The sequence below is a fragment of the Aliiroseovarius sp. ABM4_368 genome (assembly GCF_056161205.1).
Genome location: NZ_JBSWYR010000004.1, coordinates 161,744 through 179,341 on the forward strand (window position 1 = coordinate 161,744; position 17,598 = coordinate 179,341).

14 protein-coding genes are annotated in these 17,598 nt (G+C 59.0%); 3 read left to right on the forward strand and 11 right to left on the reverse strand.

Translation table 11 applies throughout. From position 1 onward, the window contains the following. Nucleotide 1 precedes the first annotated feature (1 nt). The 5 genes from ACXAH3_RS12765 to ACXAH3_RS12785 all read right to left on the reverse strand — a co-directional run bounded on the left by ACXAH3_RS12765 (nucleotide 2) and on the right by ACXAH3_RS12785 (nucleotide 6,688). Entirely contained in the window at nucleotides 2-1,363 is a 1,362-nt protein-coding gene (locus ACXAH3_RS12765) for a DUF6638 family protein (protein WP_474862473.1), read from the reverse strand. Between the two features lie 460 nt (nucleotides 1,364-1,823). Then, on the reverse strand, nucleotides 1,824-3,755 hold the full coding sequence (locus ACXAH3_RS12770; RefSeq protein WP_474862474.1) for an ATP-binding protein: 1,932 nt from the start codon (nucleotides 3,753-3,755) through the stop codon (nucleotides 1,824-1,826). Nucleotides 3,756-3,769: 14 nt separating this feature from the next. Then, nucleotides 3,770-4,936 carry a hypothetical protein gene (locus ACXAH3_RS12775; RefSeq protein ID WP_474862475.1) on the reverse strand — a complete coding sequence of 389 codons (1,167 nt, stop codon included), beginning with the start codon at nucleotides 4,934-4,936 and terminating at the stop codon, nucleotides 3,770-3,772. Next, complete coding sequence (locus tag ACXAH3_RS12780) at nucleotides 4,929-5,516, reverse strand: hypothetical protein (RefSeq protein WP_474862476.1); 588 nt, start codon at nucleotides 5,514-5,516, stop codon at nucleotides 4,929-4,931. The genes ACXAH3_RS12775 and ACXAH3_RS12780 overlap by 8 nt, the downstream gene beginning before the upstream one ends. 95 nt (nucleotides 5,517-5,611) lie before the next feature. Further along, nucleotides 5,612-6,688, reverse strand: coding sequence for a hypothetical protein (locus ACXAH3_RS12785; protein ID WP_474862477.1), 1,077 nt, complete (start codon nucleotides 6,686-6,688; stop codon nucleotides 5,612-5,614). A gap of 446 nt (nucleotides 6,689-7,134) precedes the next feature. Between ACXAH3_RS12785 and ACXAH3_RS12790 the strand changes: the two genes are divergently transcribed. After that, nucleotides 7,135-8,415, forward strand: coding sequence for an acetylornithine deacetylase/succinyl-diaminopimelate desuccinylase family protein (locus ACXAH3_RS12790; protein ID WP_474862478.1), 1,281 nt, complete (start codon nucleotides 7,135-7,137; stop codon nucleotides 8,413-8,415). 83 nt (nucleotides 8,416-8,498) lie between these two features. Here the strand turns inward: ACXAH3_RS12790 and ACXAH3_RS12795 are convergent, their stop codons facing one another. Beyond that, entirely contained in the window at nucleotides 8,499-11,033 is a 2,535-nt protein-coding gene (locus tag ACXAH3_RS12795) for an ABC transporter permease (protein WP_474862479.1), read from the reverse strand. Further along, nucleotides 11,030-11,698 carry an ABC transporter ATP-binding protein gene (locus ACXAH3_RS12800; RefSeq protein WP_474862480.1) on the reverse strand — a complete coding sequence of 223 codons (669 nt, stop codon included), beginning with the start codon at nucleotides 11,696-11,698 and terminating at the stop codon, nucleotides 11,030-11,032. The genes ACXAH3_RS12795 and ACXAH3_RS12800 overlap by 4 nt, the downstream gene beginning before the upstream one ends. Nucleotides 11,699-11,725: 27 nt before the next feature. Here ACXAH3_RS12800 and ACXAH3_RS12805 point away from each other — a divergent pair, with 27 nt between their 5' ends. Both ACXAH3_RS12805 and ACXAH3_RS12810 read left to right on the forward strand, forming a co-directional pair. Beyond that, nucleotides 11,726-12,379, forward strand: coding sequence for an arylesterase (locus ACXAH3_RS12805; protein WP_474862481.1), 654 nt, complete (start codon nucleotides 11,726-11,728; stop codon nucleotides 12,377-12,379). A 174-nt stretch (nucleotides 12,380-12,553) separates the two neighbouring features. Continuing rightward, entirely contained in the window at nucleotides 12,554-13,159 is a 606-nt protein-coding gene (locus ACXAH3_RS12810) for a LuxR C-terminal-related transcriptional regulator (RefSeq protein ID WP_474862482.1), read from the forward strand. Between the two features lie 5 nt (nucleotides 13,160-13,164). Here the strand turns inward: ACXAH3_RS12810 and ccoS are convergent, their stop codons facing one another. The 4 genes from ccoS to ccoG are packed head-to-tail and all read right to left on the reverse strand — an operon-like array spanning nucleotide 13,165 to nucleotide 17,461. Then, nucleotides 13,165-13,326, reverse strand: a complete 162-nt coding sequence (gene ccoS / locus ACXAH3_RS12815) for a cbb3-type cytochrome oxidase assembly protein CcoS (protein WP_474862483.1) — start codon at nucleotides 13,324-13,326, stop codon at nucleotides 13,165-13,167. 4 nt (nucleotides 13,327-13,330) lie between these two features. Next, the gene (locus tag ACXAH3_RS12820; RefSeq protein ID WP_474862484.1) at nucleotides 13,331-15,526 is read right to left on the reverse strand and encodes a heavy metal translocating P-type ATPase; all 2,196 of its coding nucleotides are present in this window, start codon (nucleotides 15,524-15,526) and stop codon (nucleotides 13,331-13,333) included. A gap of 33 nt (nucleotides 15,527-15,559) precedes the next feature. Next, entirely contained in the window at nucleotides 15,560-16,045 is a 486-nt protein-coding gene (locus ACXAH3_RS12825) for a FixH family protein (protein WP_474862485.1), read from the reverse strand. Nucleotides 16,046-16,048: 3 nt separating this feature from the next. Further along, on the reverse strand, nucleotides 16,049-17,461 hold the full coding sequence (gene ccoG / locus ACXAH3_RS12830) for a cytochrome c oxidase accessory protein CcoG (protein WP_474862486.1): 1,413 nt from the start codon (nucleotides 17,459-17,461) through the stop codon (nucleotides 16,049-16,051). Nucleotides 17,462-17,598 lie beyond the last annotated feature (137 nt).

Here is a 17,598-nt window from a genome sequence, read left to right on the forward strand (position 1 = left end):
CCTATCTTCCTTTCACCGCGCCCCATGGGCCAACCATTTCAATCACTTGCTCACGAGTGCGCTTGCGCGTCGTGTTGGGCACTTTCAGCGCGTCCTTGCGTCCTCCGAACAGCTTATCACGCGCGCCGGCCTTATTTGCCATATAATCACGATGCAGGAATTCTGCCACAAACTCGCGCTTTTCGTCCGGCCATGTGGCGTAGGAAGCATAGAAAAGCTCTTTGTGGCAGATAAACAGCTGGCGGAAATCCATCGGGGCAAGCTCGGACAGAAGCCGGTTGATCAAGTCACGATCCGGGTGATCAGGCCGCGCGCGTAGGGTATAGAAATAGGCTGGATGACGGCTGTCGATCCGGGGCCACTGCCCACCCGCCTCGGCCCAGCGCACAAGTGCTGCCAGCCCGTGGAAAGCCTGCGGCAGATTGCGCCCCATCCGCTGCGCCACGTGACGCAAGGTGCGCGAGGACATGTCGCCAATATCCATCCCGGCCGAGGTCGCGGCGTCCACCAAAATGAACTCCATCTTCTGACGCAGAATGCGCGCGCCAGCCGCGCCCCGCGAGGACACCAAAGGCTCGACCAGATCGTTTTTGCGCAGGAAGCTGGCAATGCGATTGGGTTCGGTCGTGTCGATGAAGGGCAGAACCGGGAACCGCTCCATCCGGTCCTTGTCGCCCGAGACGACGACACAGGGATCCTCGACATCTCGGAAGATGTAAAGCCCGCCGAAATGCGCGGTCCAGAAATTGCCCTGTTCGTATTCCTGCACGCCCAGATCGACCGGAACCTTGGTCACGTCCCCGGTTTCGCGGGCCAGATCAATCATTTCGGCGATCAGATCATCGTCATACCACGCGTTTGGCGCGGTCTGGAAGTGGTCGATCTTTTCGGCCAGCTCGCGGGCGTTTTTCACGTGGCTTTGGGTCGTGTCGGCCTCGATCACGATCTTGCGGATGTCAAAGAGACGCGCGGGGTCCGAGATGTCATAGACCGAGTTCATCAACTCGCCCGCCACCGCGTCATGGGCGGTCAGTGCGAAAAGCTTCGACTCGTTATCCGCAATGAACCGCCGCAATATCCCGCGTGACGTCGAGAACATGGCATCGAGCAGCGGTGCCTTCTTCTGGTCCACCGTCAGAATGATGAACTGCCGGTTGCAACCATTGGGGTTGAGGTAGAGCGGATCGTTCAGTTCCTCGCCCACCTCGGGCGAGAAGCCGGAAATGTCGATGTGAAACTCGCTCAGCCCCGTGCGCTTGCCCGCAAGAGAGTGCAGCGCGCGGTTATACCGCTCGATCAGCGCCGGGCTGTCGACCCGGATCAAATTGCCAAACATGAGGCCGCGTTGGATGAGGCGTTTCATTGGTTGCCCCCGTTTCTTTCACAAAATGAGCGATGCGCCCGGCCCGAGGGTGGGTGCGGAACGCGCCCGCCCTGTGGGGCGGGTCGGGCGCGTCGCGGCGCTGCCGCGATATCGATTGAGGCCCAATTGGTCACTGCACAGTCCACCGTTTTCGAACCGCTACATGCGTAACCAAGTATAGCGGGAGCCAAAGCAAAGCAGAAAACGCCGTCATGATCGCGGTCCCTTTAAAGGTCGGCCCATTACCAGTTCCTTCTGGTGGATCCGGGTTGAGTTGCCACATCAGCGTGAACACTATGAAAGTGCACAACATGATCCCCAAGGAAGTTCCAAACGTTTCTGTAAACTGCGTAGACATTCTGGGCCGTAGATACTGATGGAAGAAAAATCCCGAAAGGATGCCTCCAACAATCGCGACAACGATCATAGCAGCGATTGCGAAGACGAAGCCCATATCCACTCACTTCCCCTCCAAATACCGCTTCTTCGCCTCTTCCTGACGGCCGAAGTCGCGCACCATCGCCTCGATGGCGACCTCATCGGATTTGTCGGCATAACGGAATTCGGAATCGGCATAGCGGTTGACCTCTTGGATCACCATGTCGGTGGTGATGGGCACGCGCAGTTCGGCGATCATGTCTTTCTTGGTGTCATAGTCTTTGACCAGGAACAGCTCGGGGTTTTCCATCCACTCATCAGGCAGTTCGAAGTCCATCGCGCGGACTTTCACCGCGTCGGTGATGTTCTTGATCGAGCGGCCCGTGAAGCGTTCGTCCGCCTCCTGAATACCTTTCAAATAGGTGCCGATCTTGGCGATATCGTCCAGTTCTCCGATCTGGTCATAGACCTTGTCGAACACGTTCATCAGCCCGGTTTCTTGCGGCTTGTTATGCGCCTCGAAGCTGCGGGCGACGGCGGATTTGATTTCCTGCGCGCCGTAAAGGTCATGCTGGCCCAGCGGGATGTCGTGGTTCTTACCCATCAGCAGATGCAGAATGTCGATATAATCCTCGCGCGTTTGGGGGCCGTCCACCAAGAAGCGCGCACCGGCGCGTTGGCGCAGGGCGTCGTCCACGTTCTCGGGATAGTTCGAGAACATGCCGAAGGTGCAATTCCCGCGCACCACGGTGTTGGCACCCGCAAAGCTTTCCATCAGGACGGCTGTGACCTCTTGCTGGCCCGCGCTGGACTGGCGATCCCCGCGTTTGCCCGCAATCTGGTCGATGTCATCCACGGTGCCGAAGCCAATCACATTCGGGTCGAGCACGTTGTTGATGAACGCCTTGGCGTTCTGCCCCGATTTACCCTGGTAGCTGTCGATATTGTCGATGCCGAAGTTCTGATAGCGGAACGGATAGCCCGCCACCGCGCAATAGTCGTTGATCAACCCGGCCATCATCTGGATCAGCGTGGTTTTTCCCGTACCCGGCTTGCCATCGCCCATGAAGGTGAAGATGAAACCGCCCAGCTCCGCAAACGGGTTCAGCTTGCGATCAAAATCATAGGCCATCAGCATTTTGCTGAGCTTCATAGCTTGGTATTTGGCGATGTGGTTGCCCACGACCTCGTTCGGCTTTTTGAAGGTCATCGTGATCTTCGACCCGCGATGCGCCCGCGACGGCGTGAAGCCGGAAATGGTCAGGTCATCCGCCTCGACGCGATAGTTGGCCGAGGTGAACGGGCCAAGGTGACTGGCGGTCTGGGCGCGCAGGGCGACCTTCTCCATCAGTTGTTCGACATAGGCCAAAACGGTCGGGACCAGCTTGTCTTCGGACGTCACGAAAGTCGCAAGCTCCTGATCCAGCTCCCACAGGGCGCCGTTCAGGGCCAAGGGGGCGTTGTCGGTCAGGATTTCCTCGACCGCGCCGACCTCGATCGGGGTTTCGCTGGCGTGGTCGGCCAGCAGGTACGACGTCGCGTTGCCGAAGACATAAAGGACGATCAGAGCCTCGGCGGTCAGGAGTTCGGAAAACGCGGCGGATTTGTCCGCACCCAGACGGCCTTCAAGGTTCGCGCGGCGCAGGGCAGCGAGTTCGGTCTGTTCAGCAAACCCCTCGCCCACGGCCAAAGCAATCGCGATGGCGCGGCGCAGCGTGTGCAGAACGGTCGCCTGAAGCGGAGACACCAGCGGATCGTCCCCGTCCGAGCCTTCGATCCGTTCGACCAAATGCACCCCTTCGGGCCGCGCGGTCGAGCGTGTCACCAGACCCGGCGTCGTGGACCGGAACCGCCGCGCGCGCCCAATGCCGGGGCTGCGTTCTGCTTTGGGCGCTTCCTTCGGCTTGGCAATCCGGGGCGTATGATCGAACCCATCCAGATGCCCCGCAGCAGCAGCGTAATGCGCGCGGATTTCTTCTTCGCGAAGCTCCATCAGATCAGCGGGTAAAGACATCAAATACTCCTAAATCAACGGTAAGACAGCACCCGGCCACCCGGGCTGACCACAAATTTTCGTACGTCGTGGAACCCGGCAGGGTTCTTTTCAGCCAGCACCTGAAACGGGCGCTCGGGCATGATGATGGCGCGTTCCATGCTGGTCGCGCCGATGTTCGGACCCGCACCCGCAAAAGGGTCGAGCGCAAAGACCTGACGTTCGACCCGGCCAAACCAGCCGGACTTCTCTTCCTTCACGGACGCGCTTTTAAGCTCTTCCACGGTCCAAGCCAGCGCCCAGTCTTCGCCGGGCGGGCTTTTCGCCTGCTCCAACACCTCGCGCAGGGGGCCGGTCTGGCGCGTGAAGGTGTGGCTGTACATCGGACCCACGTGGAAGCGGCGCAGACGTTTCGGATGCAGGTCGTCGAAATCCTTGTCGAACCCGGTGGCGATGGTCACCAGTTGCAGCCCAGCCATCGACTGCGCCATCAGATGCGACTGGACCTGAGGCCAGCGGCGTTCGTCCTTGGGCAGCGCGGTGCGTCCAGTGTCTTCCAGTTCCATCAGATAGATGGTGGGCAGGTTCACTTCGCTGTCATAGACCGCCCAATGGGCCAGATAGACGCGACGGGTGTCGCGCCCCTCGCCCTTGTTCATGCGCCAGATCACATCGGGATGCATCTGCGGCCAGAACAGATCACCGCGCTGAAGCTCTTCATAATAAAGCCGTTGTGACAGCGCATATTGCAGCTTTTTCGGCACGCTCAGATCGCCGACGATCTGGCTGACCATCTGGCTTTTCAGGTCTTCCGTCGACGCCATACCCTTCAAATGCGTGTCCGCTTGCGCGGCGTCTGAGGCCATCTGCAAAAGCTCCGCATGGATCGGAAACCCGCTGTCGCGCCGATCAAAGGTCAGGGTCTTGCCCCCCAGCCCATAGGCCGTTTCGGACATGTGATACTTGTTCGCCAGCGCCTTGAAGCTAAGGCCCAGCTTGATCAGATACCGGGCCAGCACGTCCACCTCGTCCCGAGCCAAGTTGCCCTCGACCTCCATCTGCCCGGCCACACGGGCCAGATGCGCGGTGATCTTCTCGAACTTCGAGAAATACCGCCGCGTGATCCGCGTATCCGTCAGCTCAGCATGATCCGGGCGGGCGAAGCCGGCGGACGCGCGCTCGGAGGTTTTGATGTCAGGCATTCGATTCTTCCTCGAAGTCACCGCAAATAAGTCGTTCGACAGCATTGGCTAAGAAACCATCGTTAGCAAAAAACCAGATCCGTTCACTTCGCAGGAAACGTCTGCTGGTAGCATCCTCTGCTAATCTCAGAACATCCAGAGACTTCCAAGCACCCAGTAACAACAGAGGCACGAGGTATCGAAAGCACAGCCTGAACACCAACAACAGAACGAACGGAATTACAGCGAAAATCGCGAACAAACGCGCAGCTCCCAGAATGTCTGGGGATCCGCTGTTTACCAAATGCGACCCAGAGTAACCAGCAGCCCCGACAAACCCACAAAAAAGGAATAAGGACAATACAACTTGCATTATCCAACTGCGTGCGTGCTTCCGGCGTTCACGAAACGAAGGGCTACGACTAAAGTACCACCGGCCTTCCCAAACTCTTCGATCAATTGCCGCAGCTTTTTCTCGTACTTCTGTTTCCCGGAGAGCTTCTTCCGAAACTGTCACCAGTCGATAGGCATAAACGGACTGGAAGCCCAAAAGCACCACCGTGCAGGCACCAGCTAATCCAACGCTGACGACACCAAGCATTAGTGGTCCTGCAATTAGTAGGCTGCCAAGCGCGAGATCAATCCACCAGTCACGCCAGATGGTTGGTGGCCTGTTCAATGGCAAGCGCACTTAGCTCACCCCCCATACAGGTTCTTGTCGTGCTTCTCGACAATCTCTTGGAACCGGCGGGCGAAGCGTTCGTCGGCTTTGGCCTTCTGCTCCAGCACGTCGCGGGCAAAGACCATCTGGTCTTCGTGGGCTTCCATCATGTCGGCCATGCGCTGGTTCGTCGCCGTGCCAATCGCGGCCATGGCGGCTTGGGCTTCCTTGTCGGTCTCAACGCCGATTTCGTTGATCCGGTGGGCAACGTCCTGCTGCTGCGCGGTTTTCAACGACTTGGTCAGCGCGTCATACAGCACCACGCGTTGCTTGGTGTCTGTCTGCAGCTTGTTGATCAGCACCATCTGCGTCGCGGCTTGGTTTTGCAGTGAATCGACCCAGGTTTTGCCCTTCTCGATATAACGCTCAAGCGTCTGGGACTGGGCAAGCTTCACTTGTTCTTCCTGCACCATCTCGTTGTATTTGCTGTTCAGATCGGCCAGCTCGGTTTCCAGCTGGGTCCGCGCGGCGGCGTCCTGTTCGTTGGCGATCTTGCCCTCAAGCTCGATGATCTTGGGGTCCATGCCAAGGATCTCGGCGCGCAGGCTTTCCAGCTCGCCCACGGTGACTTCGCGGTCATCCAGTGTGGTGGCAAGATTTTCGCCAACTTTCTCTTTCTGCTCGTTCAGCATGGCCAGCTGACCTTCCAGCAGGTTCACAATCGAATCTGACTGCGCAATCAGCTCTTGCAGTTTGTCGTCGATGGACGCTGTGCGCATCCGTTCCTGACGCAGGCTTTCGGATTTCGCTTTCGAGAAGATGCCAACAAAGCTTTCCCACCCGGTTTTCGACCGCATCTGGTCAAAGTCGGTTGAGAATCCCGAGGTCACATCATCCAGCCCCATGATCAGCTCGGCGATATTGGCGTTCATCGCTTCGGTATGGGAATGCACATCGTCCAGCGTCGCGTTTTCAATGTCGATCGAGATATCTTCGCCCGCTTCCGCCTTGGCGCGTGCGGTTTCAATCCGCGAGGTCAGTTCGGAAATCTTAGCCTGTGCTTCCTGCACCTGTGTTTGGCTTTCACGAATCTGCTTATCAAAACTGGACATATGTCCTCCTTCTATCCACCAAAGCCCCGTCAAATCTTGCCGCTTGCGCGGGGAAAGTTAATCACTGTTCTTTTCGATCTGCCCAGCGGCTTTAAAACCAAGGGGCTTCTAGATCAGATGAATTACACCATTACACCCTGGTGCAACCCCGTTTCACCGTTTTTTTCACTCCAGCCTTGGTGCAAAAGGCTCAAGAATTGTTTCCACTTGTGGAATGCCACATCACGGAGAGATAGTCAGACAAGAGTACCTTATTTTCCTACCATTTGTGGGACATTCCCATTGGTGATTGTTTTGTAAAGTTAATCACTGTTACATTGTCATCTAGGTTGAGTTTAGCGCGATTTAAAGACCCGTGACAGCGTTTTCGCTCTCGTTTCCCGTGAAATTCGCCGCGTATGAATTCCACCATTGAGATACGAACGCTTGCCGCCTAGGTTTTCATCATGACCGAGTTTACAGACCCGCTATTAGCCGAAATCTCGCGCCGTCAGGACGATTTGATTGCCCTGACCCAAGACCTGATCCGCATCCCGACGCTGAACCCTCCGGGGCGGGATTATCGGGTGATCTGCACCTATATCGCTGAACGCATGGGCGCGCAGGGGTGGGTTGTGGAATTGATCCGGGCCGAAGGCACGCCGGGTGACAGCGCGGACTACCCCCGCTGGAACGTGATTTGCCGCCACGAGGGCACGCAGCCCGGGGAATGTGTGCATTTCAACAGCCACCACGATGTGGTCGAGGTCGGACATGGCTGGTCCAAGGATCCGTTTGGGGGCGAGCTGGAGGACGGCAAGATATTCGGTCGCGGAGCATGCGACATGAAAGGTGGTCTGGCGGCGTCCATCATTGCGGCCGAGGCGTTCGTGGCGCTTTACCCCGACCATGCAGGTGCCGTGGAAATCAGCGCGACAGCAGATGAGGAGTCGGGGGGATATGGCGGCGTCGCCTATCTGGCCGAGAAAGGCTATTTCGATCCGGACCGCGTGCAGCATGTGATCATTCCAGAGCCGCTGAACAAAGACCGCATTTGTCTGGGTCATCGCGGTGTCTGGTGGGCTGAGATCAAGACGAAAGGGCGGATTGCCCATGGGTCCATGCCCTTCCTAGGCGACAGTGCCATTCGCCATATGGGCGCGGTGCTGGAAGAGATGGAGCGCCACCTGTTCCCACTTCTGGCCACCAAGCACACCGATATGCCCGTGGTGCCCGAAGGTGCGAAACAGTCGACGCTAAACATCAATTCCATCCACGGAGGCGAGCCAGAGCAGGAATCAGACTTCACCGGCCTGCCCGCCCCATGCGTGGCCGACCGGTGCCGCATCGTAATCGACCGGCGTTTTCTGATGGAAGAAGACATCGCCGAGGTGAAGGCCGAAGTCAGCCGGATGTTGGAAGCCATCCGTGCCGAGCGCCCCAATTTTGAGTACGAGATCCGCGACATGCACGAGGTCATTCCAACGATGACCGACAAGGACGCGCCGGTTGTGACCTCGACCGCTGCGGCGATCGAAAAGGTTCTGGGCGCGCAGCCATCCTATGTTGTCAGTCCCGGCACCTATGACCAGAAGCATATCGACCGGATTGGTAAGTTAAAGAACTGCATCGCCTACGGGCCGGGCATTTTAGACCTCGCGCACCAGCCGGACGAATGGGTAGGGGTTCAGGATATGATCGATAGTGCGGGCGTCATGGCGCTGGTGCTGAAGGAATTACTTGGCTAGGGCAATGGGGGCGCTGCCCCCGCCTGATCGGACAAGGTCCGCTCAGTCTCCCCCGAGGTATTTATGACAAGAAAATGAGTGGGTTACTCGCGGGCACGCAGCACCCGTGCCGGTTTCGAGGACAAGGGGCGGTAGGCGAAGAAGAGGCCCGCCAGAACGGTGGCGAAGACGCCTCCGGTCACGATGGCAAGGGCGTTTGGAAGGTCAAAGGCGAAGCTTTCTTCCATGATGTAGTGGGTCACTGCCCAACCAGCGACACCTCCTGCGAGCACGGCCACCACGCCTGCTGCGGCGCCCAGAACAGCCGAGCGGATGGCGAAATTCAATATGATACCCGCGCGGGTCGCACCAAGGGTTTTCAGGATCGCGGCCTCGTAGGTGCGGGCGCGTTCGCCTGCAGCAGCTGCCCCCATCTGGACCACGAAGCCCGTGACCAAGGTAGCCAGCGCCCCATAGGTGATCGCAGCGGCCACCTGCCCCATCAGACCTGTGATCTGAGTGATCGCGTCACGCACGGAAATCAGGGTGATATTCGGGTAAGCATTGCCAAGGCCGCGCAAGATTGCGGCCTCACCTTCCTGTTCGGAATAGATCGTGGCGATATAGCTGTGCGGCGCACCAGCCAGCGCCGAGGGGTTCATCGTCAAGATAAAGCCCATGCCGGCTTGGCTAAAGTCAACTTCGCGCAGGGATGTGATTTCACCGGTGATGTCGCGGCCAAGGATGTTGACGGTCAGGTGGTCGCCTATGCCGATGCCCATTTCGCGCGCTTCCTCGGCAGAAAAGCTGATCTGGGGTGGGCCTTGATAGTCTTCGTGCCACCATTCGCCCTCGACCACAGTCGTGCGGGTCGGGGTGGCGGAATAGGTCAGGCCGCGATCGCCACGAATGACCCAATGGCCGCCTGCCACTTCGCGCGACGGACGGTCGTTAATCTTTGTGATGATGCCGCGCAGCATGGGGGCAGTGTCGATGCGACTGACAAAAGGATCGCGGTCCAGACGGGTTTTCACCGCGTCGATCTGATCGGGTTGGATGTCCACGACGAAGAAGCTGGGGGCCACATCCGGCAGGTCGCGCGAAATTGCGCCGCGCAGGTTATTATCGATCTGCCCGACGGCGGCCAGTACGGCCAGCCCAAGGCCGAGGGACAGCACAACTGCGCCTGCCTCGCCCCCCGGACCTCCGACAGCGGTGAAGGCCATGCGCAGGGTCGGGACGCGACGCAGGATCTGGCGGTGACCCATCCAACGGGCCGCGTGTTTGACCGCGATGCCGGTTAGCACCAAGGTTGCAAAGGCGCCGCCAAGACCAAGGAAGCTCCACATGGCCAGCGCGGGCATCCCCGAGAACCGCGCGGCCACCCAGATCAGAAGCGCCAGAATGGCGATGCACAGCCCGATGAAAAACGGGCGCGGCAGGCGGTTCGACCCAAGGGCAGCGTCGCGAAACTGGTCGGCGGCTTTGACCTCTTCCGTGCGGGCAAGAGGCCAGAGGGTGAAAAGGAGCGCGGCGAGCGCGCCGTAAAGAGCAGCCTCGGCAAGTGGGCGAGGATAAAGCGTCAGCTCGGCTGAGATCGGCAGCGATTGTGCGATGACGGGAACCATCAGTGCGGGGATCAACGCGCCAAGCGCCACGCCCAGTGCGAGACCCAGCAAGGTCAGAATGCCGATTTGCAGGAAATATGTCAGAAAGATCACCTGACGGTCCGCTCCAAGGGCGCGCAAAATCGCAATTGTCCCGGTTTTTTCGTCTAAGTACGACCGGATCGCGGCCGAGATGCCGACACCTCCGACCGCAAGGCCTGCCAGCCCGACCAGCACCAGAAACGCGCCCAAACGGTCGATCAGACGCCGAATTCCAGGCGCGCCGTCGCGGGCGTCCTGCCAGCGCGCGCCATTGGGTTCGAGGTCGGGCATTAGCGCGGCATAGGCCGGACCAATGCCGCCTTCGGACAGGCGCATCCGATAGTGGCTGTCAAACAGCGTGCCTTCGGACAGAAGGCTAGAGCCCTCAAGCGCCGTACGACGCAGGATCGAGCGCGGGCCAAGGCTAAACCCGCCGGAGGCGTTGTCGGGTTCGCTGACCAGCTCGGCCATCAGGACGAACGGGATTTCACCGAGTGTCAGATTGTCTCCGATCTGAAGTCCTAGCCGCTCGATCAGCAGGTCATCCATAACGATGCCGGGCTGTCCGTTCACCCCGTCCAGCGCGGTCGCCATCGGTATGGGCGGGTCAAGTTTCACCTCGCCATAAATCGGATAGACGTCATCGACAGCCTTCACCTGCGTCAGGGCACGCTCGTCGCCAACCACAATCATAGACCGGAAATCGGCGATCACTGTCAGATCCTCGGCGACTTCAGAGATCACAGCCAGTTCGGCGTCATCGGCAAAGCGATAGGTGAAGGAAATCGAGGCATCGCCGCCCAGAAGCACCGCGCCTTGGCTGGCAAGCCCTGCGCGCAAGGCTTCACGCACAGACCCAACGGCCGCGATGGCGGCGACGCCCAGGATCAGGCAAGCAAGGAAAATGCGAAAGCCTTTGATCCCGCCGCGCAGCTCGCGACGGGTCAGACGCCAAGCCATCGCGAAATTCTGGGCAATATTCTGGATCATGCAAGCTGCCCGTCTTGGATCTGGACGACACGGTCGCAGCGCCCAGCCAATTCTGGGGCGTGGGTGACAAGGATCAGGGTCGATCCGTGCCGGTCGCGCAGGTCAAAAAGCAGGTCCATGATGGCCGCGCCTGTGGTGCCATCCAGATTGCCCGTTGGCTCATCCGCCAGCAGGATCTCAGGCCGGGGAGCTGCGGCACGGGCTAAGGCGACGCGCTGTTGCTCACCACCAGACATTTGGCTGGGATAATGGTGCAAACGATGGGACAGGCCAACCGCCTCAAGCTCGGCGGTGGCGCGGTCGAACGCGTCCGGAACACCGGCAAGCTCCAACGGGGTCGCCACGTTTTCCAGCGCGGTCATGGTCGGGATCAGATGGAACGATTGGAACACCACCCCCATATGATCACGCCTAAACCGCGCCAAACGATCTTCGTTCATCGCGCCAAGGTCTTGACCCAGCGCCTGAACGGCCCCACCTGTGGCTTGATCCAGCCCGCCCATCAGCATCAGAAGCGAGGATTTGCCCGATCCAGATGGCCCAGTCAGACCCAACGTCTCGCCGGCCATCACATTCAAATCAATGCCCTTGAGGATCTCGGTCCGGCCTGCATTATTGCCAAGTGTCAGGCGCACGTCGCGCAGGGAAAGAACCGGGGGCGTCATGGGGCGAACCTTCTTTAGGAGAATGGCATGATATCAGCTGCATATGGGGTTTTGACCCGTGGTCTCAAGGGGCTTTCCATGACAGTTTTCATGGCCTGCGCCGCGCAGGCGGAAACCACCACGATTTTGGCGTTGGGCGACAGTTTGACGGCCGGATATGGGCTACCTCAGGAACAGGGGTTCGTGCCGCAACTTGAGGCTGCCTTGATCGCTGAAGGGCTGGACGTGCGCGTGGTCAATGCCGGCGTGTCTGGCGATACCTCGGCGGGTGGAGCCGCGCGCCTTGGTTGGATCCTGACGGACGAGATCGACTTTGCGCTGGTCGCCCTTGGGGGCAATGACATGTTGCGCGGTATCTCGCCTGAGGAAACGCGGCGCAATCTGTCGGCCATCTTGACCGAGCTTGACAGCAAAGGCATTCCCGCGCTGTTAATCGGCGTGCTGGCGCCTTCGAATTTCGGCGACGGCTATCGCACGGAATTTGAAGCGGTTTTCACCGATCTTGCGCAGGAATTCGACGTCAATCTGTTCCCCAACTTTCTGGAAGGTATCGCTGCAGCGGGATCCTTCGCGGACGCGCAACGCCTGTATCTTCAGGCCGACGGGCTGCACCCCAACCCCGACGGCGTGGCCCTGATTGTGGACAAAATCACCCCTTTTGTGGTATCCTTAATGCGATAAAACCCAAGTTTCGCGCCCAAAAGGCGGGTGCCAAGCTGCGAGTTTACTGACGGGTGGCCCGCATAAAACCTATCCCTTGAGACACCTATGCGGGTTTTCATGGCTATGCCATTTTAGCCACCCGTTGTAGCAGGCCGGGCCAGAGCGTCCGATGCCAAGGTGCGGAGCGCCAGTTTGAAGATATTGATCGCCTCTGACGATCCTGCGCTACGGCGTAAGGCTCTTACCGCTGCAGACACTTGTGGCCTGCCGGGGCCTATTGGGTTCAACACGACGAAACAGGCGCTTGAGGCCCTTACAAATGGCACCGGTTTTGATTGCGCCCTGATCGACTATCGCCTGCCAGATCTCGGCGGCCTGAAAACCATCGAGAAACTGTGTCGTCGAAACAAGCAGTTAACGGTCGTGTTGCTGTTACCCGAGAAAGAGGTCGAAGCCGCGCGCCAAGCGCTGCGTACCGGCGCCAGTGTGGGCGCCCCGGTCGAGATTACGGACACGGCGCTGGCCAGCATTCTAACCCTGATCAGCGAAGATCTGGGATTGATGGTCTATCCCAGCACCCAGAAACCCAGCTTCAAGCGCGACAAAACAGGTCTGTCACGCCGCGAAATGCAGATTCTCGAGGGGCTGTGCGAAGGGCAGCAGAACAAGGAAATTGCGCATTTGTTCGGCATTCAGGAAGTGACCGTCAAAATGCATATGCGGTCGATCATCAACAAGCTGGGGGCAAAGAATCGAACCCATGCAGCCATGATTGCACTTAGGAACGGAATCGTCTGACCTGATCACTCTTCTGGCGGCCTGTCGTCCCAACGATCGCTTAGAATGCGGTGGCCATCCCCTTCGGGATCATCATATTGCTCGGACTTTAATGTCCAGAAGAACGCAGCCAGACCCAGCCCGCCCAACAGCAGCGAAATGGGGATCAGATAGACAAGGACGTTCATCGCATCAGCCTTTCTTCAAACGCAGCGCGTTCAGCGACACTGTCACCGACGAGGTCGACATGGCAAGGGCTGCGGCAAGTGGCGTGGCGAAACCCATCAGCGCGATTGGGATGGCGATGGCGTTATAGCCCGCGGCAATCGCAAAGTTTTCCTTGATCCGACGGGTCGCTGATTTCGAAAGGTCGATCGCGCCTGCCAGAGGCTCCATCGACTTGCCCAGAAGCACGATATCAGACACGACGCGTGCGGCTTCCAACGCGGATGCCGGCGAGATCGAGACATGCGCCGCTGCCAACGCCGCCGTGTCGTTCAGACCATCCCCAACCATCAGCACCTTACGGCCAGACTTGCCCAGACGGGCCACGAACTCGGCCTTGTCTTCGGGCAGCGTATCGGCTTGCCAATCCTCGATTCCCACGCGACCCGCAATGTCGGCCACGGCGGCAGGAACATCGCCCGAGATAAGTGTAATCCCCATGCCTTTGGCTTTTAAGGCGGTGATCGCCTCTTCCACGCCGGGGCGCAGTGCGTCAGTAAAGGTAAAGGCCAAGGGCTTCGCACCCGAGATCGCCAGATAGGTCGCGGTCTGTCCAACAGCATTGGCGCCCAGCCATTCTGCGCGGCCAAGGCGAACAGTTTTGCCGTTCCACTGCCCTTCGATGCCTTTGCCCGGCACCTCGGTGACTTGAGCGACCTCGGCGGGTTGGACACCGGCGGCGCGAACAGCTTGGGTCAGGGATTGCGCAAGCGGATGGCTTGATCCTTCGGCCAGCGCAAGGGCCACTTGCAAGTCGCGCTCCTTGTGTTGAGACAGCGCATCCAACGCGGGTTTGCCTTCGGTCAGGGTGCCGGTCTTATCGAACACGACGTGATCAACCTCGGCCAGACGCTCCATTGCGGTGGCTGATTTGAGCAACATCCCTTGCTTAAACAGACGACCCGATGCAGCGGTTGTCACCGCCGGCACAGCTAGGCCCAGCGCACAAGGGCAGGTGATGATCAGCGTGGCCACAGCGATGTTCATCGCCATGCGCCAGTCGCCGGAATACCAGAACCAGAAGATGAAGGCCGCGAAGGACAACAGGTGCACAACGGGCGCATAGACCGCCGCAGCCTTGTCCGCCAGCGACGTATAGCGGTTGCGCGCGGTTTCGGCGATAGCAACCAAATCCGCCATTCGGTGCAGCGAGCTGTCACGCCCAGCGGCGGTCACACGCACTGTAAGGGGACCGGTCAGGTTCACCTCACCTGCTGAAACAATGCTGTCTGGCGATGCGGCGACAGGAAGGCTTTCCCCCGTCAGAAGCGAGCGATCCAGCTCGCTTTCGCCGCCGGTGACGATGCCGTCCACTGGCAAGCGGGATCCCGGCACGACGCGGACGATCTGCCCGGGCAACAGCTCGGACACGGGCACCTGTTCATCGGCTTCCCCGTCAACGACAAGAAGCGCGCGGGGGACTTCCAACGCGGCCAATTCCTCGGCCGCCGAACGCGCGACAGCACGGGTGCGGTAATCAAGATAACGGCCTGCCAACAAAAAGAAGGTCAACGACAGGGCGGCGTCGAAGTAAGCGTGCTCGCCCGAGTGCATCGTCTCGTAGATCGACATGCCCAGCGCCAAAAGGATCGCCAGCGAGATCGGCACATCCATATTCAGGCGGCGCACTTTCAGGGCTGACCAAGCGGACCGGAAGAACACCTGGCTTGAGAACCCAACGGTTGGGATGGCTATGCCCGCACTGATCCAGTGGAACAGATCGCGCGTGGCGTCTGTGGCACCTGACCAGACTGCAACGCTCAGCAGCATCACATTCATCATGGCAAATCCCGACACGCCCAAGCGCATCAGAAGGTCTTTGCCCTGTTTGTCTGTTGCCGTGGCTTTCAACTGTCCCGGATCAAGTTCGTAGGCTTCAAACCCGATTCCGGTCAGGTAATCGGCCAGTGTCTGTGCCTCGACGTCCTGATCCACATCCACAACCGCGCGTTTCAGCGTCAGGTTTACACGCGCCGCACGCACGCCATCCTGCTTGGCCAGCCCACGTTCAACGCCCGAGATACAGGCCGCGCAATAGATCTGGGGAAGCGACAGCATGACCCGCTTCGCTTCCATCCCATTGCCGCGATAGCCCTTGCCCGCTTGCTCTTCCGCAAGAGGGGCGGCGTCACAGGCCGGACAGGCAGAGATCGGAGCAGCCATGGTATCTTCCTTGTTCGCGCGTCAGATGAAGACCTAGTTGGCCTTCAGATAGATCGGGATACGTTGTTGGAATGTGGTGCCGTCTTCCGCCACCGCGTTCATCCGCAGGTTCCAGTTGCCTTCGCCCAACTTGCCAACCTGCGCAATATACGCTCCAGTCGAACTTTGGTTGAAAGCCGGTTCCTGATCCTCATTCACATGGGTCGCCCGGCCCAGAAGACCGTATAGCGAAGTAACGGTCACGGGGTCGCCGTTCACGTCCTTGATATCCAGATACAGCGTCTCGCCCTCGATCCGCGCAGCGACGTCCCAGCCCAGCCCTTCCTGAGCTTCACGCTGGGCGTCAAACTTCTGGCTGGCAACGTACGAGTTCTTGGTTTCAAGGCCGGGGAATGTTCCCACAGCCGAGTAGGCCATGAAAAGATTTACACCGATGATGATCGAGAACGCAGTGACCACGATGACCAGCACGTGTTTGCCAGTCAGTTCGAATTCTTTCTTTTCGGACTTCTCAGCCATGGCTTAGCGCCCTCTTCCGTTAAAGATAGTATCAAGGTGAGCCCGGTCCCCGTTCACGCCATCCACGACCCAAATGCGAAGGTCAGTACGGTCCAGCTTGGCAGCTTCCGAACCCGGAGGTGCAACAACATAGACACGCTGTTTCGCCTCGGTATCAGGAGGAGCTACTAGCACAAGTTTGTCCGTTCCTTCCAGCTCGACCGTCAGGTTGCTGCCATCGACCAGGGTAAAGTAATAGGGCCATTCTTCGCCGTGGCGGTTGCGCACACCCACGTCATAGGTGTTACGGATCGAGCCATCCGACAGCGTCACATAGGTCGGGTTGCGCACCGGGCGAATGGTGACATCGACATTGGGCCGGGCAAAAACGGCCACGGTCAGCGCAACCCCAACGAGCGCCCAAAGCGAGGTGTAAAGGATGGTGCGCGGACGCAGCAGGTGCTTCATCACCGGGATTTTCACATTCCCGGCACGTTCGTGCTGTTCATCCTTCAGGGCCAGATAGTCGATCAACCCGCGTTCCTTGCCGACCTTCACCATCATCTCGTCACAGGCGTCGATGCACAGGCCGCAGGTGATACATTCCAACTGCTGGCCGTCACGAATGTCGATGCCCATCGGGCAAACCGCAACACAAGCGTTACAGTCAATGCAGTCGCCCAGATCGTCCCGTTTCTTGCCACGACCGCGCGGCTCGCCGCGCCAGTCACGATAGGCGATGGTGATGGTGTCTTCGTCCATCATCGCGGCCTGAATACGCGGCCAGGGACAGGCGTAAATACAGATCTGTTCCCGCGCGATGCCGCCGAAGAAGAAAGTCGTAAGCGTCAGCACCAGAATGGTGGAGTACGCCAAAGGGTGCGCTTGACCAGTCAGCAAATCCATCAAAAGCGTTGGCGCATCCGCAAAATAGAACACCCAAGCACCACCGGTCGCGACTGCGATCAGGATCCATGCCACGAACTTGAAGATACGCTTGCGGACCTTCTCGGCATCCCATTTCTGGCGGTGCAGACGGATCCGCGCGTTACGGTCGCCTTCGATCCAGCGTTCGACAAGGATCATCAGGTCGGTCCAGACGGTCTGCGGGCAGGCATAGCCACACCACACCCGCCCGGCAGCCGAGGTAAACAGGAACAGCCCAAGCCCCGCCATGATCAGCAAACCCGCGATGAAATAAAATTCATGCGGCCAGATCTCGATCCAGAAGAAGAAGAAACGGCGATTGGCCATGTCCACAAGGATCGCCTGATCGGGCAGGTTCGGCCCGCGATCCCATCGGATCCACGGGGCAAGATAGTAAACGCCAAGGGTAAGACCCATAATCCACCACTTGAGGCTTCGGAAGGTGCCCTTTACCCGTTTGGGGAAGACTGGCTCGCGCGGGGCGTATAGCTGTTCTGGGGCGTCAGACATGACTGGTTCTCGGATCCTGTGTTTCGCTTGGTATTCCAAGTAAGAATAATTCCAGATCATAGCCTTGATGTGGATCAAGGCATAATTCAGCTGATCTGCACGGCCTGCCTATATAACCCATTGAGAAAGGACGAGTT